Source organism: Sphingomonas sp. (assembly GCF_036387595.1).
In the GTDB taxonomy this organism is placed as follows: Bacteria; Pseudomonadota; Alphaproteobacteria; order Sphingomonadales; family Sphingomonadaceae; genus Sphingomonas.
On record NZ_DASVTL010000113.1, the window covers coordinates 27,457 to 52,499 of the forward strand.

25 protein-coding genes and 1 other RNA gene are annotated in these 25,043 nt (G+C 68.3%); 21 read left to right on the plus strand and 5 right to left on the minus strand.

Features of this window, described 5'->3' with window-relative positions:
- Positions 1-42 precede the first annotated feature (42 nt).
- The 11 genes from VF643_RS13095 to xrtA all read left to right on the plus strand — a co-directional run bounded on the left by VF643_RS13095 (position 43) and on the right by xrtA (position 13,323).
- Positions 43-1,524 (plus strand): AMP-binding protein, encoded by a 1,482-nt coding sequence (locus VF643_RS13095; protein WP_331043827.1) that lies wholly within the window; start codon positions 43-45, stop codon positions 1,522-1,524.
- Positions 1,521-2,741 carry a pyridoxal-dependent decarboxylase, exosortase A system-associated gene (locus VF643_RS13100; RefSeq protein ID WP_331043828.1) on the plus strand — a complete coding sequence of 407 codons (1,221 nt, stop codon included), beginning with the start codon at positions 1,521-1,523 and terminating at the stop codon, positions 2,739-2,741. The genes VF643_RS13095 and VF643_RS13100 overlap by 4 nt, the downstream gene beginning before the upstream one ends.
- Positions 2,742-2,873: 132 nt before the next feature.
- Positions 2,874-3,512: an XrtA/PEP-CTERM system exopolysaccharide export protein gene (locus VF643_RS13105; RefSeq protein ID WP_331043829.1), complete on the plus strand. Its 639-nt coding sequence runs from the start codon at positions 2,874-2,876 to the stop codon at positions 3,510-3,512.
- Positions 3,513-3,523: 11 nt separating this feature from the next.
- The gene (locus tag VF643_RS13110; RefSeq protein WP_331043830.1) at positions 3,524-5,044 is read left to right on the plus strand and encodes an XrtA system polysaccharide chain length determinant; all 1,521 of its coding nucleotides are present in this window, start codon (positions 3,524-3,526) and stop codon (positions 5,042-5,044) included.
- Positions 5,045-5,055: 11 nt separating this feature from the next.
- Positions 5,056-6,006, plus strand: coding sequence for an AAA family ATPase (locus tag VF643_RS13115; RefSeq protein ID WP_331043831.1), 951 nt, complete (start codon positions 5,056-5,058; stop codon positions 6,004-6,006).
- Positions 6,003-7,625, plus strand: a complete 1,623-nt coding sequence (locus VF643_RS13120; protein WP_331043832.1) for a hypothetical protein — start codon at positions 6,003-6,005, stop codon at positions 7,623-7,625. Before VF643_RS13115 ends, VF643_RS13120 begins: the two co-directional genes overlap by 4 nt.
- A gap of 14 nt (positions 7,626-7,639) precedes the next feature.
- Positions 7,640-8,767, plus strand: coding sequence for an ExeA family protein (locus VF643_RS13125; RefSeq protein ID WP_331043833.1), 1,128 nt, complete (start codon positions 7,640-7,642; stop codon positions 8,765-8,767).
- Positions 8,767-9,621 (plus strand): XrtA system polysaccharide deacetylase, encoded by an 855-nt coding sequence (locus VF643_RS13130; protein ID WP_331043834.1) that lies wholly within the window; start codon positions 8,767-8,769, stop codon positions 9,619-9,621. Before VF643_RS13125 ends, VF643_RS13130 begins: the two co-directional genes overlap by 1 nt.
- A 2-nt stretch (positions 9,622-9,623) precedes the next feature.
- The gene (locus tag VF643_RS13135; protein WP_331043835.1) at positions 9,624-10,667 is read left to right on the plus strand and encodes a FemAB family XrtA/PEP-CTERM system-associated protein; all 1,044 of its coding nucleotides are present in this window, start codon (positions 9,624-9,626) and stop codon (positions 10,665-10,667) included.
- On the plus strand, positions 10,667-11,824 hold the full coding sequence (locus VF643_RS13140; RefSeq protein ID WP_331043836.1) for a TIGR03087 family PEP-CTERM/XrtA system glycosyltransferase: 1,158 nt from the start codon (positions 10,667-10,669) through the stop codon (positions 11,822-11,824). The genes VF643_RS13135 and VF643_RS13140 overlap by 1 nt, the downstream gene beginning before the upstream one ends.
- Entirely contained in the window at positions 11,821-13,323 is a 1,503-nt protein-coding gene (xrtA, locus tag VF643_RS13145) for an exosortase A (protein WP_331043837.1), read from the plus strand. Before VF643_RS13140 ends, xrtA begins: the two co-directional genes overlap by 4 nt.
- Positions 13,324-13,336: 13 nt before the next feature.
- Here xrtA and VF643_RS13150 read toward each other — a convergent pair whose 3' ends face one another.
- The 4 genes from VF643_RS13150 to VF643_RS13165 form a co-directional block, all read right to left on the minus strand.
- Entirely contained in the window at positions 13,337-13,516 is a 180-nt protein-coding gene (locus tag VF643_RS13150; RefSeq protein WP_331043838.1) for a hypothetical protein, read from the minus strand.
- 16 nt (positions 13,517-13,532) lie between these two features.
- Entirely contained in the window at positions 13,533-13,961 is a 429-nt protein-coding gene (locus tag VF643_RS13155; RefSeq protein WP_331043839.1) for an MAPEG family protein, read from the minus strand.
- Positions 13,962-14,025: 64 nt separating this feature from the next.
- Positions 14,026-15,081, minus strand: coding sequence for a 1,9-bis(guanidino)-5-aza-nonane synthase (locus tag VF643_RS13160; RefSeq protein WP_331043840.1), 1,056 nt, complete (start codon positions 15,079-15,081; stop codon positions 14,026-14,028).
- A gap of 108 nt (positions 15,082-15,189) precedes the next feature.
- Complete coding sequence (locus VF643_RS13165; protein ID WP_331043841.1) at positions 15,190-16,410, minus strand: type III PLP-dependent enzyme; 1,221 nt, start codon at positions 16,408-16,410, stop codon at positions 15,190-15,192.
- Positions 16,411-16,546: 136 nt separating this feature from the next.
- Here VF643_RS13165 and VF643_RS13170 point away from each other — a divergent pair, with 136 nt between their 5' ends.
- The 3 genes from VF643_RS13170 (at position 16,547) to VF643_RS13180 (ending at position 18,410) form a co-directional block, all read left to right on the plus strand.
- A complete protein-coding gene (locus VF643_RS13170; protein ID WP_331043842.1) occupies positions 16,547-17,512 on the plus strand; it encodes a threonine/serine dehydratase in 966 nt (321 codons plus the stop codon).
- A 145-nt stretch (positions 17,513-17,657) separates the two neighbouring features.
- Positions 17,658-17,825 carry a hypothetical protein gene (locus tag VF643_RS13175; protein WP_331043843.1) on the plus strand — a complete coding sequence of 56 codons (168 nt, stop codon included), beginning with the start codon at positions 17,658-17,660 and terminating at the stop codon, positions 17,823-17,825.
- Between the two features lie 111 nt (positions 17,826-17,936).
- A complete protein-coding gene (locus tag VF643_RS13180) occupies positions 17,937-18,410 on the plus strand; it encodes an SRPBCC family protein (protein ID WP_331043844.1) in 474 nt (157 codons plus the stop codon).
- Between the two features lie 62 nt (positions 18,411-18,472).
- Here VF643_RS13180 and VF643_RS13185 read toward each other — a convergent pair whose 3' ends face one another.
- Positions 18,473-19,129, minus strand: a complete 657-nt coding sequence (locus VF643_RS13185) for an alpha/beta hydrolase (protein ID WP_331043845.1) — start codon at positions 19,127-19,129, stop codon at positions 18,473-18,475.
- Positions 19,130-19,258: 129 nt separating this feature from the next.
- On the opposite strand from VF643_RS13185, the gene VF643_RS13190 reads away from it, so the two are divergent.
- From VF643_RS13190 to VF643_RS13220, 7 genes are all read left to right on the plus strand, one after another.
- Positions 19,259-20,293 (plus strand): cysteine desulfurase family protein, encoded by a 1,035-nt coding sequence (locus VF643_RS13190; RefSeq protein WP_414713863.1) that lies wholly within the window; start codon positions 19,259-19,261, stop codon positions 20,291-20,293.
- A complete protein-coding gene (locus tag VF643_RS13195) occupies positions 20,290-21,369 on the plus strand; it encodes a cysteine desulfurase family protein (protein WP_331043847.1) in 1,080 nt (359 codons plus the stop codon). Before VF643_RS13190 ends, VF643_RS13195 begins: the two co-directional genes overlap by 4 nt.
- Entirely contained in the window at positions 21,366-21,671 is a 306-nt protein-coding gene (locus tag VF643_RS13200) for a 2Fe-2S iron-sulfur cluster-binding protein (RefSeq protein ID WP_331043848.1), read from the plus strand. The genes VF643_RS13195 and VF643_RS13200 overlap by 4 nt, the downstream gene beginning before the upstream one ends.
- 89 nt (positions 21,672-21,760) lie before the next feature.
- Complete coding sequence (locus VF643_RS13205; RefSeq protein ID WP_331043849.1) at positions 21,761-21,991, plus strand: hypothetical protein; 231 nt, start codon at positions 21,761-21,763, stop codon at positions 21,989-21,991.
- 580 nt (positions 21,992-22,571) lie between these two features.
- Positions 22,572-22,667: signal recognition particle sRNA small type (ffs, locus tag VF643_RS13210), an RNA gene on the plus strand.
- 307 nt (positions 22,668-22,974) lie between these two features.
- Entirely contained in the window at positions 22,975-24,627 is a 1,653-nt protein-coding gene (locus VF643_RS13215; protein ID WP_331043850.1) for a DNA polymerase III subunit gamma/tau, read from the plus strand.
- On the plus strand, positions 24,624-24,947 hold the full coding sequence (locus tag VF643_RS13220; RefSeq protein WP_331043851.1) for a YbaB/EbfC family nucleoid-associated protein: 324 nt from the start codon (positions 24,624-24,626) through the stop codon (positions 24,945-24,947). Before VF643_RS13215 ends, VF643_RS13220 begins: the two co-directional genes overlap by 4 nt.
- Positions 24,948-25,043: the final 96 nt, after the last annotated feature.

Below are 25,043 nucleotides of genomic sequence, written 5' to 3' on the forward strand. Positions count from 1 at the left end.
GCGGGGGTGCATTCGGCAACGGGTTGAGGCTAAGCGGTGACGATGACGCCCGACCCGCGCCCGATCGACCATATCCTGCGAGGCGAGCCGAACGCGCCCGCGCTCGTCCATCGCGAAGGCACGGTGACCTTCGCCCATGCCGAGGCCGCGGTCGCCGCGATGGCGGGATGGCTCGCCGAGCAGGGGCTCGGCGTTGGCGCGCGCGTCGCCACATGGTTGCCCAAGACCCGCGCGGCCTGCCTGATGCCGCTGGCCGCGCCGCGCGCAGGGCTGGTGCATGTGCCCGTGAACCCCGCACTGCGCCGTGCGCAGGTGGCGCATATCCTGGCCGACAGCGGTGCCACGCTGCTCGTCACGCAGGAAGCGCGTGCCGCCACGCTGGAGGTCCGCGATGTGCCCGACGGGTGCCGGATCGTCATGCAGGTAGGCGCGGGTACTGCGATCGGGCCGTCGGATGCCGACCCGAACGCGCTTGCGGCCATCCTTTACACGTCCGGTTCGACGGGCCGGGCGAAGGGGGTGATGCTCAGCCATGCCAACATGTGGCTCGGCGCTGTGTCGGTGGCGCACTACCTCAAGCTCACCTCGGTCGATCGCGTGCTCGCGGTGTTGCCGCTGGCGTTCGACTATGGCCAGAACCAATTGTTCGCGACATGGTTCGCCGGCGGGTGCGTGGCCCCCCTCGATTATCTTTCCCCGCGCGACGTGGTGAAGGCGGTGGAGCGCGTCGGCGCCACGACGCTTGCCGGGGTGCCGCCGCTCTGGATGCAATTGCTCGAAGCGGACTGGCCGATCGAGACGGCGGCGCGGCTCGCCCGGCTGACGAACTCGGGTGGCGCACTCACTCCGCGACTGGTGCGCGACCTGCGCGCACGCTTTCCGGCGGCCGATCTTTACGCGATGTATGGGCTGACCGAAGCGTTTCGATCGACCTACCTCGATCCCTCGCTCATCGACGCGCACCCGGATGCGATCGGGCGCGCGATCCCCTTCGCCGAAGTCATGGCGGTGCGCGCGGATGGCACGCGTGCCATGCCGGGAGAGCCTGGCGAACTCGTCCACGCCGGCCCACTGGTCGCGCAAGGCTATTGGCGCGACGCAGCGCGTACTGCCGAGCGCTTTCGGCCCGCACCGTCCTTCGCAGAGGCACAAGGCCCGGCGGTCTGGTCCGGGGATACGGTCATCGAAGGGACGGACGGACAGTTCCGTTTCATCGGCCGCGACGACGAGATGATAAAGACGTCGGGCAACCGCGTCAGCCCGGGCGAAATCGAGGAGGCGATCGGGGCAGGCACCGAGGTGGGGGAGGCGGTGGCGATCGGCGTGCCTGACGATCGGCTGGGTCAGGCGATCGTCGCGGTGGTGGCGGGCGATCCCGCGCGGGAGGCCGATCTGCGCGCGCGCCTGCGATCCGAGCTCCCGGCATTCATGCAGCCCGTCCGCTACATCTGGCGCGATGCTTTGCCGCGCAACGCAAACGGCAAGCTGGACCGGGCAAGGCTGCGCGCCGAGGTGACGGCATGAAACCGATCGGCCCGATCCCTCCCGAATTCGCGGCACAATCCGGCATGCTGACGATCGCCGGGCGCAGCGCTGCCGACTGGGCCGTGGAGGCGGGCACGCCGCTGTTCGTCTATGATACCGCCATCGTCGCGGCACGCGTCGCCAGCTTTCGGGCGGCTTTTCCGGCGGTCGATCTTCATTATGCGATCAAGGCCAATCCGCTGCCGGCGCTGCTCCAGTTCTTGGCGCCGCTGGTCGATGGGCTGGACGTCGCTTCGGCGGGCGAACTGGCCCGTGCGTGCGTGGTCAAGCGCGCCGATGCGATCAGCTTCGCCGGCCCCGGCAAGCGTGACGCCGAACTGGCGGATGCGATCATCGTGGGCGCAACGATCAACCTGGAATCGGAAGGCGAAGCAGGCCGGGCGCTCGCCATCGCCGCCCGGCTGGGCCGCACGCCGCGTCTGGCGGTGCGGGTGAACCCCGATGTCGAACTGCGCGGATCGGGTATGCGGATGGGCGGGCGCGCGTCTCCCTTCGGGGTCGATGCCGATCGCGCCGCCGCGCTGGTACGGTCGCTCATTGCCGCCGGTGCGGACTGGCGCGGTTTCCACGTTTACGCGGGCAGCCAGGCGTTGAACGCACAGGCGGTGGCCGAGATGCAGGCAGCCACGCTCGTGCTCGCCGCCCGGCTGGCCGAGGAAGCCGGTGCGTCGCCGCCGCTCGTCAACCTCGGCGGCGGGTTCGGCGTGCCGTATTTCGCCGGTGACACGCCGCTCGACATCGCGTCGGTGGGGGCGGCGCTGTCCGAACGGCTCGACGATCGCCCTGCGGTGCTCCGCGACACGCGCTTCGCGATCGAACTCGGCCGCTGGCTGGTGGCCGAAGCCGGCGTCTATCTGACCCGCGTCGTCGATCGCAAGGACAGCATGGGGGAGACCTTCGTGATCGTCGATGGCGGCCTCAATCACCAACTCGCCGCCTCGGGCAATTTCGGCACAGTCGTCCGCCGCAATTATCCCGCCGCGGTGGCGCATGCGATGGGAGCGCCCGCCGCCATGACGGCATCGGTGGTCGGGCCGCTGTGCACCCCGCTCGACCGGCTCGGCGATCGCATCGCGCTGCCGACCGTCAACCCTGGCGACCTCATCGCAATCTTTCTCGCCGGCGCTTACGGGGCGAGTGCCAGTCCCACCGCCTTCCTCGGCCATCCTCCTGCTGCCGAGCGCGTCGCGCCGTAACGGCCTCCTGGCGACCGGCCTGGATAGAGCAGCTGGCGCGGCCGATCCGCTCCCTAACCCTATCTTCACCACTTCCGCCGCATGACTGGTCCCGAGAAGCCGTCCCGCGCGGCTCAGGAGACCCGAAGAGCCATGCGTTCCGCCCGTCCCATCCTCAGCGTCGCGCTGGCTGCGACCGTGCTGTCGGCGTGCGCCGGCAACACCGGCGCGCGCCCCGAACTGCCGCCGGCCTCCTATGTCGCGAACCGCGAATTGCCGGGCGAGGAATATGTCATCGGGCCGCTCGACCAGCTCAATATCTTCGTCTGGCGCAACCAGGAACTGTCCGCCAAGGTTCAGGTGCGCCCCGACGGCCGCATCACCACGCCGCTGGTCAGCGACATGCCCGCGGTCGGCAAGACCCCCGCGATGCTCGCCGCCGACATGAAGAAGGCGTTGGCGCAATATATCAAGGAGCCGATCGTCTCGGTGATCGTCGAGAACTTCTCGGGCACCTACAGTCAGCAGGTCCGCATCGTCGGCGCCACCGAAAAGCCCGCCTCGATACCCTATCGCGCGAACATGACCCTGCTGGACGCGATGATCGCGGTCGGCGGGCTGAACCAATATGCCGCTGGCAACAAGGCGCGGCTGGTCCGCTACGATCGCGCGACCGGCAAGCAGAAGGAGTTCTCGCTCCAGATTTCCAACCTGCTCAAGAAGGGCGACAGCCGCGCCAACGTTCGGCTCGAACCCGGCGACGTCATCATCATCCCCGAATCGATGTTCTGAGGGATGGCGGCGTGAACGGCATCTACGACGAGTTGCGCCTGGCAGCCCACGCCATCTGGACCCGCCGCTGGCTGGCGCTGGCGGTGGCATGGGGCGTCTGCGTGCTCGGCTGGCTCGTCGTGTCGCAGATGCCCAGTCGCTACGAATCGCGCGCGCGCGTGTTCGTCCAGCTTCGCTCGATCCTTCCCGACACGCTCGGTGCATCGGGTCAGGCGCAGGCGCAGAAGGACGTCGATACCGTCCGTCAGACGCTCGTCTCGGCGGTCAATCTCCAGAAGGTCGTGCGCGGCACCGATCTTGCCAATACCGTGTCGAGCGACCGCGACGTGGCGGATCGCGTGTCCGGCCTGGCGCAGGCGATCAAGGTGGAGAGCCAGCAGGACAATCTCTTCCAGATCACCGTGACCTCGGGCAGCCCCAAGCTGGCGCGCGACATCACCCAGAAGCTGATCGACATCTTCGTCGAACAGAATCTGGCGGGGGACCGCACCCAGAGCACCCAGTCGCTGCGCTTTCTCGATGCCCAGCTCGCCCAGCGTCAGCAGCAGTTGCAGGATGCCGAAGCCAAGCGCGCCGACTTCCAGAACCGCTATCTCGGCAGCCTGCCCGGCACGGGTACGGTCAGCGACCGCATCTCCGCGGCGCGCACCCAGATGGCGCAGGTCGACGGCGATCTCGCCGCCGCGCAATCGAGCCTTGCCGCGATCTCGGGCCAGATGGCCGGGACCGCGCAGTCGGTGGCGGGCGCGGGCGGCATCCCCGGCGCAGGCCCGGCACGCGCCCGGCTGATGGCGATCCAGGGCCAGCTCGCCGATGCCCGTGCCCGCGGCTATACCGACGCGCACCCCGACGTCGTGGCGCTTAAAGGCCAGCTGTCCGCAGCCACCGCCGCGGCGCGCGGCGAGCCGTCGATCGGCGGCGGGGCAGGGGGTTCGCCCAACCCGCTCTATCTTTCGCTCCAGGCTATGCAGGCCGACAAGCAGGCGCAGGTCGCATCGTTGCGGATGCGCAAGAGCCAGCTCCAGGGCGATCTGGATCAGCTCGACAGCAAGTTGGCCGGCGACCCGGAGGTCGCCGCGCAACAAGGCCAGATCGACCGCGACTATGCGGTGCTCAAGACCGCGTACGATCAGTTGCTGGCGCAGCGCGAACAGATCGCGATCCGTGGACAGGCGCAGACCCAGACCGACGGCAGCCAGTTCAAGGTGATCGACCCGCCCACGCTGCCGCGCGCGCCCACTGCACCCAACCGCTTCCTGCTGCTCACCGGCGTGCTGATCGTCGGTTTCGCGGCGGGCGTTGGCGCAGCGTTCGCGGTGGGACAGCTGCGCGCCACATTCGCGACGTCCGGCCGGCTGGAGAAAGCAACCGGCATGGTCGTGATCGGCGCGATCGGTGAGGTCGTGACCCGCATCCAGTCCGAGGAGCGCGCGCGCCGCTTGAAGCTGTTCGCAGGCGGCGGTGCCGGGCTGATCGCCGCGTATGTCCTGCTGCTCGGGGTCGAAATGCTCCAGCGCGGCCTGACGGCCTGAGGATCATGGTGATGACCAAGCCCCTTTCGCTGCTGGAACGCGCCGCGCAGGTCTATGACTTCGGCGAGCATGCGCGTGCGCGTGCCGTGCAGCCCACTGCCGTGGATGCCTGGGCAGCGCCCGCGGTTGCCGATGCGCTTCCCGACACCATTCCGGCCGAGTTCCGTGCTCGCCCTGCGGTCGATGCCGCGGTGCCCGAGGAATATCGCGCGCCCGCAGAGGGCGAGCCTGCGCATATCGACCGGCTGATGCTGGCGGAACGGGGGATGATCGTTCCCGGCGCCCCCGTCGGCCCGCTTGCCGAGGAGTTCCGGCTGGTCAAGCGTCAGCTCCTCATCACGCGGGAGCGCATTGCCGGCAGCACGACCCCCGACAAGGCGCGCAGCATCCTCGTCTGTTCGGCGCGGCCGGGCGAAGGCAAGACCTTCTGCAGCATCAACCTGGCGCTGTCGCTCGCGGCCGAGCGGGATACCGAGGTGCTGCTGATCGACGCCGATTTCGCCAAGCCCGACATCATGGCGCAGTTCGGGCTGGATGATTCGCTCGGGCTGCTCGATGCGATTGCCGATCCTGCGCTCGATCCCGAGAGCCTGGTGGTCGAGACCGACGTGCCGCATCTGTCGATCCTGCCCGCCGGGTCGCCGATCGCGACCGACACCGAATTGCTGGCGAGTGCGCGCACCCGTGCGGTGATCGCGCGGTTGCTCGCCGCCAATCCGCGGCGGCTTTTGATCTTCGATTCGCCGCCTGCGCTCGCCGCCTCGCCCGCTTCGGTCCTGGCGATGCTGGTCGGCCAGGTCATGCTGGTCGTCCGTGCCGACACCACGCCGGAGGACGAACTGCGCGATGCGGTGTCGCTGCTCGACGGGTGCGATCATATCGCGCTCGTCCTGAACGCCGTGTCGTTCGTGCCCGGCGGCGCGCGCTTCGGCACCTATTACGGTCAGGAAGACAGGACGTGATCCGCAAGACCCCCGCGACCCTGCCGTCGGTGGCCATCGCCCTGGCCAGCGCCGCGGCGATGCCGGCCCACGCGCAGGAGGGGCGCCGCGTCGTCGTCGCGCCCTATATCGAACTCGGCCAGGTGCTCGATGCCGATCTGAACAGCGGCGACGTGCTGACCTATACGTCGCTTGCCGCCGGAATCGACGCGGCGGTGGCGACGGCGCGCGCGCAGGCGCAGATCAGTTACCGCTATGAACGACGCATCTCCTGGGACGACGACATCGGCGACGACGACATCCACAGCGGGCTCGCACGCGGCACGCTGCGGCTGGTGCCTGGTCTGAGCGTCGAGGCGGGAGCCCTGGCCACCCGCACCCGCGCCGACATCCGCGGCGCCGCGCCAGGATTGCTCACGGGCGATGCGGACAATGTCAGCCAGCTCTATTCGCTCTACGCCGGCCCCAGCTACGCGAGCCTGATCGGCCCGGTCAGCGTCGGCGCCGATTACCGCATCGGCTATACCAAGGCGGAGACGCCGAACCGCGGCACCGTCGTCGCTGGGGTGCCGCGCCTGGATTATTACGACGATTCGCTCAGTCACCTGGCGACGGCACGTGCCAGCATCGCGCCAAACACGATCCTGCCGGTCGGCCTCACCGCCAGCGCCGGTTATGAGCGCGAGGACGCGGGTCAGCTCGATGCGCGATATGAGGGCTGGTACGGCCGCGGTGACGTGCTGCTGCCGGTGTCGCCCACCGTCGCGCTAACCGCGGGGGCCGGATATGAGCGGATCACGACGTCGCAGCGCGATCCTCTGCTCACCGCCGCGCGCGTGCCCGTGGTGGACGGCAACGGCCGCTTCGTTTCCGATCCCGCATCGCCCCGCCGCGTGGCGTATCGCACCGACGGAGTCTATTACGATGCCGGCGTCGTCTGGCGCCCGAATCGCCGCACTTCGCTGGAGGCGCATGCGGGCAAGCGTTACGGCACCTGGAGCTACACCGGCGCGCTCGCCTATCAGGCGTCGAAGGACGTCGGGCTGCAAGTGCAGGTCTATGATTCGGTGCAGACCTTCGGGCGTCAGCTGCGCCAGGGCCTTGCGAGCCTGCCGACCGGTTTCGTGAACGCACGCGATTCCTACAGCCAGCAGTTCAACGGCTGCGTCTTCGGCACCAGCGGCGATGCGCCGGGCGGCTGCCTGAACGACGTGTTCCAGTCGATCTCGACCGCCAGCTATCGCAGCCGCGGCATCGACGGCGTGCTTACCGCCACGCGCGGACGCAGCACGTTCGGCGCGGGTGCGGGCTATTCCAACCGCAAGCTCTTCGCGCCGAACAGCGGGTCGGGCATCGTTACCTCGGGGCTCAACGACCAGAGCTGGTACGGTCAGCTGTTCTATGCGCGCACCCTGACGTCGGACTCTGGGGTCAATACCAATGCCTTCGTCAACTATTACGACAGCGACCTGGCCGGCGGGGAGGATATCCTGTCGATCGGTGCGACCGCCAGCTATTACCATGTCTTCGGTCGCTTGCAGACGACGGGGACCGTCGGGCTCTACCATTTCGATCAGGGTAGCGGGCTGGCGAGTGCATTGTCGGCGCAGGCGCTGATTTCCGCGCGCTACACCTTCTGAACGGGGCAGGGGTCATGGACGACGATCATTTCGGGCTGACGACGCGCCCGTTCCAGCTGACGCCCGATCCGCGTTTCTGGTTCAGCACCGCCACCCATCGCAAGGCGATGGCCTATCTGGGCTACGGGCTGGCGCAGGGGGAGGGCTTCATCGTCATCACCGGGGAAATCGGCGCGGGCAAGACGACGCTCGCGGGCCATCTGGTCGAGACGATCGATCCGCAACGGCTCAACGTCCTCCGCCTGGTATCGACCGCGATCCACGCCGACGACCTGCTTCGCACCGTTGCCACCGCGCTCGGCATCGACCCGGCGGGCCTGGCCAAGGCGCAATTGCTGACCGCGATCGAGCGGGGGCTGCACGCGGTCGCGCGGACCGGCCGCCGCACGCTGCTGGTGGTCGATGAGGTTCAGGCGTTGCCGGTGGACAGTCTGGAGGAGCTTCGCATGCTCTCCAACTTCCAGGCGGGCAGCCATGCAATCCTCCAGATACTGTTGCTGGGCCAGCCCGAATTTCGCGATCGCCTCCACGGCTCCGACGCCCTGGAGCAGATGCGCCAGCGGGTAATCGCCATCCACCACCTCGATCCGATGGGCGCGGACGAGGTTGAGGACTACATCGCGCATCGCCTCGGGGTCGCCGGGTGGCAGGGTCGGCCGGATTTCGCCGCGGACGCCTTCCCCGCGTTTCACCGCGGCTCGGGCGGCGTACCCCGGCGGCTGAACCAGCTTGCTGCGCGCACGATGCTGGCCGCCGCGATCGAGGGCCGCGACCTGATCGACGCTGCGCTGGTCGAAGGGGTGTTGGGCGATCTCCACGCCGATCTGCCGCTGCCCGATGTCGCTGTCGGATCGGTCGCGCCTATAGCTGCGCCCGAACCGCCACCCGAAAGCATCGAGCCTGGTGCTGATGAAGCAGAAGACGCCGTGTTCGAGCGCGCCCCAGCCGACCCGGTTCCCGCGCCAACCGCAGACGATCCCGTCCTCGCCGCGCGCGTGGCGGAACTGGAAGCGCGCGTGGAGCAGCAGGATGCAGCACTTCGTCGGGTGCTGACCCTGCTCGTCGATTGGGTCGATGCCGATCAGTCGCGGGCGGGCTTCGGGCCGATCCGCGGCCCCGCCGCCTGGAACGCCGCCGCCTGATGCAGCATCGCGCGCTCGGGCCGGGCCGCGTGCTCAACGGCATGTCGGTCGATGTCGAGGAATGGTTTCAGGTCGGCGCGTTCGAACGCGTGATCGACAAGGCCGACTGGAACGGGATCGCCTCGCGCGTTGCTGACAACACTGCGACGGTCCTCGATCTGTTCGCCGAGACGGAGACTCGCGCCACGTTCTTCACGCTCGGATGGGTCGCCGCGCGTCATCCCGCCTTGATCCGCCGCATCGTGGCCGAAGGGCATGAGATCGCCAGCCACGGCTGGGACCACCAGCGGGTCTTCACGATGGACGCCGCCGCCTTTCGCGCCGACCTCGCCCGCGCGCGGGTCGCGATCGAGGATGCCGCGGGAGTCGCGATCACCGGGTATCGTGCACCCAGTTTCTCGATCGACGCGCGCACGCCCTGGGCGCATGTGGTGCTGGCCGAGGAGGGCTATCGGTATTCGTCGAGCGCCGCGCCGATCCGCCATGACCATTATGGCTGGCGCGACGCACCACGGTACGCCTTTCGCCCGGTCGCCGATGCCGCGCTGGTCGAATTGCCGGTGACGGTGGCGCTGGTCGCCGGGCGACGGCTGGCGACCGGCGGGGGGTTCTTCCGCATGTTGCCCGCGGCGATCACCGACTTCGCGGTGCACCAGGTCAATGCGCAAGCACAGCCGGCGATCTTCTATTTTCATCCGTGGGAGGTCGATCCCGCGCAGCCGCGTGTCGCGCACGCGCCGTTGCGGTCGCGGGTGCGCCATTATTCGCGGCTCGGTGCGATGGCGGAAAAGCTGCGCGGGCTGCTCGGGCGCCACGCCTGGGGTCGTATCGACGCTTTGGTCGTGAACGCGTGACGATGCCGCTGCTTGCCGCCCCCGTCGGCGTTCGCGAAGCGGATCTGACCGACGCGCGAGAGGTCGCCGCGATCGACCGCTTCGTCGTGGCAATGCCAGGCGCCACCCCGTTCCATTTGCCTGCGTGGAGCCGTGCCGTCGCCCGCGGCTGTGGCCAGCGCGCGCGCTACCTGGTCGCCGAGCGCGCGGACGGGGCGCTGGCAGGAGTGTTGCCGCTGACCGAGATGCGCTCGGTGATCTTCGGCAGCGCGCTGGTTTCCTGCGGATTTGCGGTCGATGGCGGCGTGCTGGGCGACGCGAGCGAACCGCTGGCGTCGGGAGCCTGGGCTCTGGCGCAGCGGCTGGGCTGTCCCGAGGTCGAACTTCGCGGCGGCGCGGCGCCGCAAGGTTGGGCGGTCGACGACGCCAGCTATCTGGGATTCGCGCGCAACCTAGCTGCCGATGACGATGCCGAACTACTCGCCATTCCGCGCAAGCAGCGTGCCGAGGTCCGCCGCTCGCTCGGCTTCGACCTGGAGGTCGTCGTCGGCAACGCGCCCGCGCTGCTCGCCGAACACCACCGCGTCTATGCCGAATCGGTTCGCAACCTCGGCACGCCGGTGTTCCCGGCGGCACTCTTCCGCGCCGTGGCCGAGACGATGGACGCCGACGTGCTGACCATCCGTCATGCGGGCAAGGCGGTCGCCAGCGTGCTCAGCCTGTACTTCGCGGGCACCGTCTATCCGTATTGGGGCGGTGGAACCGCGGCGGCGCGCGGGCTTCGCGCCAACGACCGGATGTACTTCGAATTGATGCGTCATGCCCGTGCTCGCGGCTGCACGCGCTTCGATTTCGGCCGGTCGAAGACGGGCACGGGTGCGGCGTCGTTCAAGAAGAACTGGGGCTTCACCCCCGAACCGCGCCGCTATGCCAAGCGCAGCGACAGCCTGACACGTGCGGTCAACCCGCTGAACCCCAAATACATCGCGATGGTGGCCGCGTGGAAGCGCCTGCCGCTGCCCGTCGCCAACCTCGTCGGGCCGTGGCTCTCGCGCGGGTTGGGGTGATGCGCGACATCCTGTTCCTGGCGCACCGCATGCCCTTTCCCCCGAATCGCGGCGACAAGATCAGGAGCTATCACGCCCTGAGACACCTCGCCGCCCTCGCGCGCGTCCACCTGGTCGCCTTCGCCGACGACGCGGCGGACCATGACTCGCCAGCGGCCTTTCGCGATCTGCTCGCCAGCATCGCGATCGTGCCGCGCACCAAATCGCGTGCGCGCGCCCTGGTCGAGGCGCTGGCGAAGGGCCGTCCGCTCTCGCTGACCGCCTTCGCCGATCCCCGCATCGCCGCGGCAGTAGCCCGTGTGCGTGCGGCGCATCCGGATGCGGCGAGCTACGTGTTTTCGGGCCAGATGGCGCAATATGTCGATGCGCCCGACGTGATGGATTTCGTCGATGTCGATTCCGCCAAATTCGCCGCTTTGGCTCATTCGGCCCGCGGCCCGATCCGATGGCTGATGCGCCGCGAAGCGCGGCTTCTCTCCGCCTTCGAGCGCCACGTCGCCGCGCGTGCTGGGACCAGCACCTTCGTCAGCGCCGCAGAAACCGCGCTGTTCGCGCAGGCAGGCACGCTGACGATCGAGAACGGCATCGACACGGCCTATTTCGATCCGGCCGCCGATTACGGCCGCCCCGCGACGTCGGGATCGCCACTGATCGTCTTCACCGGGCAGATGGATTACCGCCCGAACATCGACGCGGTGGTGACATTCGCGACCCAGGCGCTGCCCGCGATCCGCCGCCGCTTCCCCACCGCGCATTTCGCGATCGTTGGCCGTGCTCCCAGCGCTGCGGTGAAGGCGCTGGCCCGCATGCCCGGCATCATCGTCACCGGCGCGGTGGACGACGTCCGGCCGTGGCTCGCCGCCGCCGACGTCTGCGTCGCACCGTTGCTGCTGGCGCGCGGCATCCAGAACAAGGTGCTCGAAGCGATGGCGATGGCCCGCCCGGTGGTCACCTCTGCGGCCGCGGCGGAGGGCATCGACCATGCCGGCTTCCTGCGCATCGCCGATGGCGACATGGCGGAGGCGGTGTGTGCGCAGCTTGTCGACCTTGACGCCGCACGGACGATGGGCAGGGGCGCACGTGCGCAGGTCATCCGCCGCTATGCGTGGGACGCGCGGCTCGCGCCGCTGGGTGCGCTGCTGCGGCTCGCGGCGTGACGGTCGCGATTCCAGCGCCGGCGGTCGTGATCCGCCCGTGGCGCCGCCACCTGATCGCGCTGGGGATCGCCGCGGCCGCCATCCTGGGCCTGTTCGGTGGCGATGCCGGCGGGCTGGTCGAGACATGGTGGACCAGCACTACCTACGGCCACTGCCTCTTCATCGGCCCGATCATCGCCTGGCTCGTGTGGCAGCGCCGCGCCGAACTCGCCCAACTCACCCCGGCCGCCTGGGCGCCCGGTCTGGCGCTCGTCGCAGCCGGAGGATCCGGCTGGCTGTTGGGCGATGCCGGATCGGTCACCTTCGCGCGCCAGTTCGGGCTTGTGATGATGCTCCAGGGCGCCGTCGTCACGTTGCTCGGACCACTGGTCGCGCGCGGGCTGCTCTTTCCGCTGAGCTATGCGGTGTTCCTGGTGCCGTTCGGTGGCTGGCTGGAGGCACCGCTTCAGACGGTGACCGTGGCGATCGTCATGCCGCTGCTGGAACTGGTCGGCATTCCGGCCGCCGCGGACGGCGTGCTGATCCACGCCGGCCGCTATCATTTCGAGGTCGCGGAGGCGTGTTCGGGCGCCAAGTTCGTGATCGCCATGCTCGCCTTCGGCACATTGGTCGCGCATGTCGGCTTCGCGAGCTGGCGACGCCGCGCGATCTTCCTGGTCTGCGCGCTGGTCGTGCCGATCCTCGCCAACGGTGTCCGCGCCTTCGCGACGATCTGGGCGGCCGACCTGACCTCGATCGAGACCGCAACCGGCTTCGACCATATCGTCTATGGCTGGGTGTTCTTTGCACTGGTCATGGCCGCGGTTCTCGGCGCCGGTTGGCGGTGGTTCGACCGATCGCCCGATGCGCCGGTGTTCGATCCAGCAGCGTTGCGCATGCCCTTTGCCAGGATGGGCTTGCCGCTCGCCACGCTGATGGTGGTCGCGAGCGCGGGCATCTTTCCGGCATGGAGCGCGGCGGTCGAAGCCCGCGCCGCCATCCCGTCGGAGCCTGTCGCGCTTCCCGAAATACCTGGTTGGCGCCGTGTCGCCCCGGACGCACGCGCCGAATGGCGACCCTATCACCCCGGTGCGGATCAGATGATCGGCGCACGCTACGCCGATGCTCAGGGCGCGGTCGACGTCGCGGTGGCGGTGTACGACCGCCAGGGGCAGGGGCGCGAACTCGCCGCCTTCGGCACCGGGGTGCTGCGCGAGGACGACCGCTGGGTGCGCGTCGCCGATCTCGCCCCGATCGACGGCGGTTCGATGATGCGGATCACCGCCCCCGGCCCGGTCCTGCGAGAGGTCGTCACCTGGTATCGCATCGCCGGCATCACCACCGCCGACGAACGCCGGGTGAAGGTCGAGACCGCGCGCGCCCGGCTGCTCGGCGGGGATCAACGCGCCGCGGCGATCTACGTGTCGGCCATCGCCGCGCCCGGTGCCGATCCCCAAGACACGATCCGCCGCTTCCTCGCCGCCGCCGGCCCGGTCGATCGCCTGGTCGCGCGCCCCTAACGCAGTTTCGTGCCTAACGCAGCTTCGTGATCGCCAGCCCGTCGGCCTTGGCGCGATCCTTGATCGACTCTTCCGAGCGGGTCATCGCCTTGGCGATGGCTTTCAGCGCCATGCCCTTCTTGGCCAGCGTATGCAGCTTCTGGATTTCGTCCTGCGTCCAGGGTTGGCGATGCCGCTCGAACTTCTCCGCCATCGCCAAACCCTTCAGATCAGTGGAACACCGCCATCGCCGCATGCAGAGCAAGCGCGATCAGCGCAAGCGAGGACAGCGCGAATAGCGCGAAGCGGAAGAGGATGCGGTTGACGGTCGCCTGCACGATCGAATGGACGATCCGCAGAATGACATAGGCCCAGGCGATCAACGCATTCGGCCCGTCGCCCGCGCCGACGATCGCGAGCACCAGCGCCACCGCGTAGAACAGCGTCGGCTGTTCCATCAGGTGCATGTAATTGTGCGCCGGCCATTGCGCCGCATCGGGGACCACGCCGTCCAGCGCGCCGGGCTTGCCACCGCGCGCCTTCGACAGGTCGATGCCCGCCTTCTTCATCGCGGGCAGCCGGACGACGACCATCCAGATCAGCATCACCAGCGACCAGGCGATCAGTACCACCACCGGTTTCAGGATTTCGGACGTCATGAAAAAAGCCTCCCCCTCGATTGTGAGGGAGAGGCTGCATCATCCGTTGCGTGCGTGCAACATATCAGTCGGCGAAGATCGTCGCCCATTTGCGCTTGGCCCGGTCCTTCCACAATCCGCGGTGGTAGGCGTCCGACGCCAGCAGGGGCATCACCGAACCGGCCTCGGCGAACACCATCTGCTCGATTCCCGTGTTCACCTTGCCCCAGCTTGCCGCTTCCTGCAGCGTCGAGGACGAACAGGCCCCGTCGCGCACGTCGGCGACGGTGATCTGCACCGCATATTTGTGCACTGCGACGTCTTCGTGGCCGAGGATCTCGGCGCAGACGACGGTGTCCTGGATGAAGTTCTTCGGCACGCCGCCGCCGATCATCAGCAGGCCGGTCGTGCCCGCCTCGATCTTGATCTGGGTCAATTCCCGAAAGTCGGCGATCGCGTCGAGCAGCAGATACGGCTTGCCCGCTTTGGCCCGATCGACCTGGTGCTTGACCAGCCCGAAGCCCGCCGAGGAATCGACGAATGCGGGGCAGAAGATCGGCACGTCATGCTCATAAGCGAGCTTGACCAGGCTGTTCTCCTTCTTGCCATGCTCGACGAGATATTTGCCCATCTCGCGGATGAACGCACGGCTGCTGTACGCCTTGGGCTCCAGCGATTCCGCGATCTCGAAGATCGTGTGGTCGACGTGCTGGAGCTGCTCCTCGTCGATATAGGTGTCGTAGATGCGGTCGATGTAAAGCGAGCGCAGGGTGTCGTCGTCGGGCACCTCCAGCGCCTGATAATGCTTGTGGCCAAGGCCTTCGAAGAAATCCATGTCGACGATCGTCGCGCCGGTCGCGACGATGCAGTCGACCATGTTCGAGCGGACCAGTTCGGCATACAGGTCCATGCACCCGCCCGCGCTGGTCGATCCGGCGATGACGAGCACGACGGTGCAGTCCTTGTCGGCCAGCATCTGATTATAGATGTCGGTCGCGCGGCCCAGGTCGCGGCTGGTGAAGCTCATCTTCTTCATCGCATCGACGATCGGCCGCGCGTCGAAGCTGCGGATGTCGATATGCTCGACCTTGGTCGAGAGCAGTTCGGCCTTGCGGGTATCGTTGAGGGTCAGTTCGTTCATGTTCATGCCTTCACAAGAACCGCTGTCGTTATGGGGACGCGGAAACCCGTGCGCGGACGGGGAGCATCATGCCCCCCGCCGCATTCTCTTTGCTCTAGGGTCGAGTCTTTACAGCGTGACGACGTTCGACGCGATCTCGACTTCGTCTTCGAGATAGAGCGAGGTCATCGGCTCGTCGGCGACCACGACGGCCTCGTTCGCTCCGAAGCCGTTGAATGCTGTCCGCATCGCGCAGCCATAGGCGCCGAGCATCCCGATTTCGATATAATCGCCCGCCTGCGTGTCCGCGGGCAGCAGGAACGGGCCGGCCATATGGTCCATGTCGTCGCAGGTCGGGCCGTAGAAGCTGAACTCCATGTCGCGGGCACGGCTTTCGGGCTCGCGAAGCAGCTCGACCGGAAAGCGCCAGCCGATATGTGCGGCATCGAACAGCGCGCCATAAGCGCCGTCGTTGATGAACAGTTCGGACCCACGGCGCTTTTCGACGCGCACGACCAGCGACGAATATTCCGCACACAGCGCCCGGCCCGGCTCCGCCCACAATTCGGCGGAATAGCTGATCGGCAGGCTCTCGAAGGACCGGTGGATCGTCTCGAAGAACCGCTCCAGCGGCGGTGGTTCCATGCCCGGATAGCTCGACGGAAAGCCGCCGCCGACGTCGATGACGTCGACCGTCACCGCCGCCTCGACGATTGCCGCGCGCACCCGCTCCATCGCCTGCGCATAGGCTTCAGGCGTCATCGCCTGGCTGCCGACATGGAAGCAGATGCCCAAAGCATCCGCCGCCTGCCGCGCCGCGAACAGCAATTCCTTGCTCTCACCGGGTGCGGCACCGAACTTGGACGCGAGGCTCAGCTTGCTGTGCTCGGACGACACGCGCAGCCGGACGCACAAGGTCAGGTCGGTCGCGTCGCCGGTCGCACGGGTGATCTTCGCCAGCTCTTCCATGCTGTCGAGCGAGAACACCCGCACATTGTGGTTGGCATAGGCCTCCCGAATCGCCTCCTCCGCCTTGACCGGGTGCATGAAGCACAAGGTCGCTTGTGGCAGGGTGCGTGCGACGAGCCGTACCTCGGCGATCGAGGCGACGTCGTAATGCGTGATGCCGCTTTCCCAAAGCACCCGAAGCAGATCGGGCGAGGGATTGGCCTTCACCGCATACATCGACCGGCCCGGAAACTTCTCGACGAAGAACCGCGCCGCGCGCGAAGCCGCATGCGGACGAAGAAGCGTCACCGGATCGACCGGTGCGCGATTGGCGATCTCTACTCCGGAAACGGGAGAAGACGGGGTGGCAGCTAACCCCAGCGCGCTATGATGCTTGTGCAAATCAAGGGACCTCCAAGTGGCTTTCGCCGACGGTGAAAAGCTGCCTTGCGGTTGGAAGTCCCATGGGGCAGCGGATGGCGGAAATAGGGTCCACTTTCGGCAATGTAAAGTGGCTGGCACAAGAGGGACACGGATTGTGACAATTCTGCGACAGCCCACCGGTGCCGGGGTCCGCGATGCCGCCGCCAAGATCGCCCGCATCCTGCCGCCGACGCCGCTTTTCACTGCCGAAATCAAGGGCGTGCCCATCGCGTTCAAGGCCGAATCGCTCCAGCCGGTGGGCGCGTTCAAGCTGCGCGGCGCGTGGCACCGGCTGACCGCGCTCGACGATGCGGCGCGGGCACGCGGCGTCGTCGCCTTCTCCTCGGGCAATCACGCGCAGGGGATCGCCTGGGCTGCGAAGCGGCTGGGAATCGCCGCGACGATCGTGATGCCGCGCGATGCGCCGCGGGTGAAGCGGGAAGCGACGCTGGCGATGGGGGCCGAAATCGTCGATTACGACCGCGCGACCGAAAGCCGCGAACTGATCGCGGGCAGGCTGGCCGAGGCGCGGGGCGCGACCTTGGTGCCCAGTTTCGACGATCCCTGGATCATCGAAGGGCAGGGCTCGGTCGGCGTCGAGGCCGTGGCGCAGATGCAGGCGGCCGGGCTGGGATCACCCGTCCGCGCGATCGTGCCGTGCGGCGGCGGCGGGCTGGCGTCGGGTATCGCGCTGGCGCTGCCGGGCGCGGCGATCACGGTGGTCGAGCCGGAGGGTTGGGACGACATGCGCCGCAGCCTGGAGGCATCGTGGATCGAGCCGGTCGGCCCGAACCCGCCGCCGACCGCGTGCGATTCGCTGATGACGACGCGCGTCTCGACGCTGACGTTCGACGTCCTCTCGCGCCGCGACGCGACCGGCGTCGCGGTCAGCGAGGCCGAAACCGCGGCGGCACAGCGCTGGGCGGCGGAACGGCTGCGGCTGGTGATCGAACCCGGCGGCGCGGTGGCGCTGGCGGCGGTGTTGGCGGGCAAGGTGCCGATCGAACCTGGTACGCTCGTTATCCTCTCCGGCGGCAACGTGGATTTGGCCGGCTATGCCAGGGCGATGAACGCAACCTGATCCTCCCCGCATGGCGGGGAGGGGGACCGCTCGGCGAAGCCGAGTGGTGGAGGGGGGTTGCCACAAGCGAGCCGCCCCCAGCCTGCGCCAGCAGACGCGGCTAGTCCCCTTCCCTGCGCCCCGAAGGATCGGCTATGCCGCCGTCGTGAACACCATTGCCGCCGCCGCTCCCGCCATCGCGATGCTCGCCGCCTTCGCCTGCCTCATCGGCGGCGGTGTCCTGATCGCGAAGAAGCGCGACGTTCGGAAGGGCACGCTGATGCTCGTCATGGCGGTCGTGCTGATCGCCAACGTCCTTATCTGGACGCTTTAGACCGCTCGACCCGCTAGCACCGCCCCCGGACAGGGGTGCGATCCGGGATTGCGGCTGGACATGGTGAATGGGCGGTCTACACCACCCGAAAAACATGGGGAGGGGCCGATCATGAAGCCGATGCTTGCGATCCTTGCGTGCGTTACCCTTGCCGCGGCCGCGCCGCCGGCCAAGCTGACGGTGACGAAGACCTTGGACATCGGGGCCGCCCCCAAAGCCGTGTGGCAGACGATCGGCGGCTTCTGTGGCATCGGCGACTGGCACCCTGCGATCGAGCGGTGCGTGCTGACCTCGGTCAAGCGCAGTCCCCAGCGCCAGCTTTCGCTGCGCGGCGGCGGCACCATCGTCGAAAAGCAGGTCGGCCGCGATGCCGCGCGGATGCGCTACACCTACACCATCCTCAGCGGCCCGCTCCCGGTGGCGCACTACGTGTCGACGCTCTCCGTCGCGCGCAAGGGTGCGGGATCGACGGTAACCTGGACCGGCACCTTCGAGGCCGCCGGCGCGCCGGACGAAGCCGCACGCGCGGCGATCGAGGGCGTATATTCGTCGGGGCTACAAGGTCTGGCCGACAAGGTCGGCTGACGCCCGCCTGATGCGAGGTGGCGCGTCGGCGCCACCGCGTCTTTGGAACGCTGCCCGGTCGCTCAGCGGATCGGCGAATCCGGCGCGAGCCGCATGTCCAGATATTTGTTCACGCTGCCCATCAGCTCGGGCATCTCATGCTCGAAGAAGTGGTTCGCCTTCGGGATGGTGTCGTGATGGATCGTGATGTGCTTTTGCGTGCGCAGCTTGTCGACCAGCTTCTGGGTCGCGGCCGGCGTCACCACCTCGTCGGCTGCCCCCTGGATGATGATCCCGCTCGACGGGCATGGCGCGAGGAAGGTGAAGTCGTACATGTTCGCAGGGGGCGCGATCGAGATGAAGCCGCGGATTTCGGGGCGCCGCATCAGCAGCTGCATGCCGATCCACGCGCCGAAGCTGACCCCTGCGATCCACGTCGTCGAAGCCTCGGGGTGGAAACTCTGCACCCAGTCGAGCGCCGAGGCGGCGTCCGACAGTTCGCCGATGCCGTTGTCGAACACGCCCTGGCTCTTGCCGACCCCGCGGAAGTTGAACCGCAACGTCGCAAAGCCGCGCTTCTGGAAGGTCTTGTACAGTTCCTGCACCATGCGGTTGTTCATCGTGCCCCCGGACGACGGGTGCGGATGCAGGATCATCGCGACGGGCGCGCGCGGGCGGGGGGCGGGGGCGAAACGGCCCTCCAGACGGCCTTCGGGGCCGGGAAAGATGACTTCTGGCATAGGTCTCGCACAATCGGATGTCGGCGCCCCGTGAAGCGGAGCGAGTTGCGCGCTATATAGGCGAAAAGCCGCCGCTCGCAATTGGAACGAACCATCCGCACCTACCTGGATCATGCTGCGACGACGCCCATGACGCCGCACGCGCGCTCGGCGGTCGCGGCGGCGATGGCGGATTGGGCCAACCCGTCGTCGCCTCATGCCGAGGGGCGGCGCGCGCGGGCGGCGGTCGAAGCGGCACGATCCGCGGTCGCTGCGGCCTATGGCTGGACCGGCGAGACGCTGTTCACCAGCGGCGCCAGCGAATCGCTCGGCATCGTCCTGAACCGGGCATTGGTGGACCGGGTGCTGGTGAGCGCGGTCGAGCATGACGCGGTTCTGCGTGCGAGCGGCCGTGCGACCACGATCCCCGTGTCGAGCGACGGCCGGATCGACCCGGATACGCTCGCCGGCGCGCTGGTGGGCGACGGCCGCGCGCTGGTCGCCATCCAATGGGCGAACAGCGAAACGGGCGTGCGCCAACCGATCGCCACCCTCGCGCGCATCATCCACGGCGCCGGCGCGCTGCTGCTGGTCGATGCTGCACAGATGCCCGCCGGCGCCGACGTCGACGTCGCCGAGCATGCCGATTTCGTCGCCCTGTCCGCCCACAAACGCGGTGGCCCTCCCGGCGTCGGCGCGCTCCTCGTCCGCGACCTCGCGACGCTCAGCCCGACCGGGGGGCAGGAGCGCGGCTATCGCGCGGGGACCGAGAACCTGCCGGGGCTGGCCGGCTATGCCGCCGCCTTGGTGGAGCCGGAGGACACCGCCCGGCTGGCTGCGCTGCGCGATCTGCTCGACGATGCGATCCGCCGGTCGGGTGGGGAAATCGTCGCCGAAGGAACCCCCCGCCACCCAGCGATCGGCGCCTATCGCATGCCCGGAGTCGCCGCGACGACCCAGCTCATCCGCCTCGACATGGCCGGCTTCGCGGTGTCTGCGGGCAGTGCGTGTGCGAGCGGGAGCCTGAAGCCCAGCCACGTCCTGGCGGCAATGGGCTGGGATGAGACCGCCGGCCGCGAAGTCGTCCGCGTCAGCTTCGGCCGGCCGACGACCGAGGCGGAGGTCGCCGCCTTCATCGCCGCCTGGCGCGACGTGGCCCGCGCGACCCGGCGGTTTGTTCAATGATCTACCTCGATTACCAGGCCACGACCCCGCTCGCGCCCGAAGCGCTGGTCGCAATGCTGCCATGGCTCGAATCGCACCACGCGAACCCCCATTCGGCGCACCGCGCGGGCCGTGCCGCGAAAGCGGCGGTGGAAGTCGCCCGCGATCAGGTCGCCGCTCTGCTGCCGCCGGGTGGCCGCGTCGCCTTCACCAGCGGCGCGACCGAGGCGCTGAACTGGGCGATCAAGGGCACCGCCGGCGCGATCGTCACCATCGCCACCGAACATGCCGCCGTCCTCGATACCGTGGCCGCTGAGGCTCGGCGGGGCAGACCGGTCACCATCCTGCCGGTGGGCAGCGACGGCATCATCGACATGGTTGCCGCCCAGGCTGCGATCAGCCCAGGCGTCGGGCTGGTCGCGGCGATGCTCGTCAACAACGAGATCGGCGTCGTGCAGCCGGTCGAACAATTGGCGGCGATGGCGCGAGACGCTGGCGCGCTGTTCCTGTGCGACGCGGTGCAGGGCTATGGTCGCGTCACCATTCCCCCTGGCTGCGATCTGATCGCGGTATCCGCGCACAAGGTCCATGGGCCGAAAGGCATCGGCGCCTTGTGGATTCGCGATGGGCTGGCCGTCGAACCGCTGCTCCACGGCGGCGATCAGGAAGGGGGCCGATCGGGCACGCTGTCGCCCGCGCTGTGCGCAGGTTTCGGGATGGCGGCGCGGCTGATGGCGGAGCGGCGCGACGCAGATCTGGCGCATGTCGATCGGCTGTGGTCGCTCGCCACCGATCGCCTGCGCGGCTGGACGATCAACGGCTCGATCGACCACCGCTATCGCGGCAACCTCAACGTCCGCCGCGACGGGCTGGACGTGAACCGCCTCATGTCCGATTGCCGCGACATCGCCTTTTCGGCCGGGTCCGCCTGTGCGTCCGGCTCCGGCCGAACCAGCCATGTCCTGCGTGCGATCGGGCTGAGCGATGCGCAGGCGCGGTCGTCGATCCGGTTGGGCTTCGGGCGCTACACCGACGAGGACGAACTTGTCCGTGCGATCGGCACCCTCGTCGCGGCGGCGCAGGCGCAAGGTCGATGATCGCGATTGTCTTCGTAAGCAGGGATGGCAGCCGCCGAACCGCCACCGCCGAGGAGGGCACGACCTTGCTCGCCGCGGGCCAGGCGGACGGTCAGCCGCTGGAGGGCACGTGCGAAGGCGCGATGGCGTGCGCGACCTGCCACGTCATCGTCGACGCGGCGGATTTCGCGCGCCTGCCCGCCGCCGTCGCGGAAGAAGAGGACATGCTGGACCTCGCCCCGCACGCCACCCGCACCAGCCGCCTGTCGTGCCAGATCCGCCTCGCCGCCGCGCTCGACGGGATGACCGTCCGCATCCCGTAATGCGCTTCGGCCCGTCGCGTACGCCATTGTTACGAGGAGCCGAACGGCGCCAGCCGCGTTCGCCGTTCCCAACCCACATCAGGAATATCATGATGAAGCTGTTCGCCTTCGCCGCCGCCGGTCTGGCCATGCTCGCCGGACTTGCGCCCGTCACGCCCGCGGTCGCCGCGCCACAACGCACTTACCAGGAGCGCAGGGTCGTCACTCAACGCACCGTCGTGCGGACCGACGACCGCCGCTATCGCACCCGCAAGGTGTGCCGCATGGAGCGCCGCCGCAACGGCAACCGCGTGCGCATCTGCCGCACGGTCCGCCGCTAAGCCGAGGATCGGGAAGAAGGTTCTGTTCACGCGGAGGCGCGGAGGCGCGGAGACGCGGAGGTGGCGCGCTGGGGGCAAACCTAGAGTCGAACTCGACCAGGTTTGCTCTCGCCTTCCCTTCAGGGGAGGAGAATTGCATATGGCGCGGTCGAGGATGCAAGATCACCGCCTCCCCGGCGAAGGCCGGGGCCCAGGCTGGCATACGTAGATGGTAAGGTTCGTCCTGACGTCCGCACGACCTGTGCGCCTGGGCCCCGGCCTTCGCCGGGGAGGCGTTGGCTATTCAACGCGCATAAACCTCCCATAAGGCGATATGCGATAGCCCTGCCCTTCAGAGAGGGGCGATCGCGTATCAACCTGGTCGCGAACGACTCTAATGAGCAGCAACGCTGCTCTCCACCTCCTCGCCCTTTGCAGATAAGAAACGCCGCCTGTGAGTGAACAGCCTCTCCGCGTCTCCGCGCCTCCGCGTGAAAACACTTCATCTTCTCGCTGCGCGAGCCTTGTCGCCGTCCATATGCGATCGTCGATGGAAATCCTGACGGCTTGACCCCGGCCGTCCGGCTCCGCCATAGGGCGCGTGGGAGTCGGGCGGACGTGGTCGTCGCCAACCCGGTCAGGTCCGGAAGGAAGCAGCCGCAACGATTCCGCCACGGGTCGTCCCGGCTCCCACCGCGCAGCCAGCGAGAACGCGGTTGCACCGCGTCACGCTGGCAAGCGCGGCCGGCGGGGCAAAGCCCCGTCCGACGACGCGGCTTTGCCGCGGCGCCGCCCACCCGGCCCCATCACACACTTTCCTACCGCACCCGATCATGCCATAGCCGAACCATGTTCGTTCTATGTTCCGCTATCGCACCGTCGCGCCAAGGCCGTTGCCCCCGCGGTGAGAACGATTTCCCTCCGGACGTAGCGTGTGGTTCGTCCGGTTCCAGATCGTCGAGCGCCTTCGACTCCGCGCTCGCAAGTCGCTAGACAGCACGCCAATGACCGACTCTTTCGATCTCGGCGAACCGCCCCAAGAACGGCCCGAGCCGCCCAAGCCCGAGGCCTACCGCGTCCTCGCGCGCAAATATCGGCCGCAGACGTTTTCGCAGCTGATCGGCCAGGATGCGATGGTCCGCACGCTGGGCAATGCGATCGCGCGCGATCGGCTGGCGCATGCCTTCCTGATGACCGGGGTGCGCGGGGTCGGCAAGACGTCGACCGCGCGGCTGATCGCCAAGGCGCTGAACTGCATCGGCGCGGACGGGCAGGGCGGCCCCACGATCGACCCCTGCGGCGTGTGCGATCCCTGCCGCGCGATCGCCGAGGGTCGCCATATCGACGTGATCGAGATCGACGCGGCGTCCAACAACGGCGTGGACAACGTCCGCGAGCTGACCGACGCGGTGCGCTACGCATCGGTATCGGCCCGCTACAAGATGTACATCATCGACGAAGTCCACATGATGTCGAAGCCCGCCTTCAACGCCTTGCTGAAGACGCTGGAGGAGCCGCCGCCGCACGTCAAATTCCTGCTCGCGACGACCGAGGTCGACAAGGTTCCCGTGACCGTGCTGTCGCGGTGCCAGCGATTCGATCTGCGCCGGATTCCGGCGGATAAGCTCGCGGCCCATTTCGCGGAAGTCTGCCAGCAGGAGGGCGTTGCCGCCGATCCCGATGCGTTGATGCTGATCGCGCGCGCCGCCGAAGGATCGGCGCGCGACGGGCTGTCGATTCTCGACCAGGCTATCGCGCATGCGGGGATCGAAGGCGGCGGGGTCGCGGCGGATGCGGTGCGCGACATGCTCGGCCTGTCGGATCGCGGCGCGGTGCGCGATCTGCTCGGTGCATTGCTGGCCGGCGATGCGCAGACTGCGCTGGCGGCGCTGCGGCGTCAGTATGACCACGGGGTCGATCCGGCCTCGGTGCTGCGCGCGCTGCTGGAAACCGTTCACGGGATCACCTTGGCCAAGGTCGGCGCCGCCCCGGATGCCGCGCAGCCTGCCGAGGAACGCGCCGCACTGGCCGAATGGTCGGCGGCGCTGTCGTTCCCCGCGCTTCATCGGCTGTGGCAATTGCTGCTGAAGGGCCATGACGAGGTGGCGCGCGCCGTGCTGCCGATCGAGGCGGCGGAAATGGCGCTGCTCCGCGCCATCCACGCCTCGACCTTGCCCGATCCGGGCGATCTCGCGCGTCGGCTGGCCAGCGGCGCGATCACGCCGGCTGTGCCGATATCAGCCCCGGCAGCCGCCCCCGCGCCGACCGCCGAACCGACGGCAGAGGGCGCGCCGACCGATTTCGAGGGCCTGGTCGCGTTCCTCCGGGATCGCCGGCAGCCGTTGGCGGCAGAACGCCTGCACAACGGCGCCAGCGTCGTGCGCTATGCCCCGCCGAATCTGGTGTTGAGCGGCGCCCGGCCGTTTTCCTCGGACAGCATCCGCGATATCGCCGATGCGCTGAGGGAAGCGACCGGGCAAGCCTGGCGCATCACGATCGAGGATGCTCCGGGGGTGCCGACGTTGCGAGAGGCGGCGAAGGTGGCCGCGGATGCGGAGCGGCAGGCGATCTGGGACTCGCCGATGGTACAGGCGGCGCGCGCCGCCTTTCCCGACGCGGTGCTCGAAACATGGACCAACCAACGGAGCAGCATGTGAAGAATCTCGAAGACATCATGGCGATGGCGCAGAACGTCCAGGCCGAGCTCGAAAAGGCGCAGGCCAATCTCGACGAGATCGAGGTTGAGGGCGTGTCGGGCGGCGGGCTGGTCAAGGTGAAGGCGTCGGCCAAAGGCCGGATCATCGGCATCGCGATCGACGATTCGCTGGTCGAACGGTCGGAAAAGCAGATGCTCGAAGACCTGATCGTCGCCGCCTTCAACGATGCGCGGGCGAAGGCCGATGCGGCGTCGGGCAGCGAAATGTCGAAGATGACGAGCGGGTTGCAATTGCCGCCGGGCTTCAAGCTGCCATTTTAGGCCATGATGGCATCAGTCTGACCCACACCGTTCGTCCTGAGTAGCCATCGAGTAGCTGCGGAGCAGCGTATCGAGAGGGCGTATCGAAGGACAGGG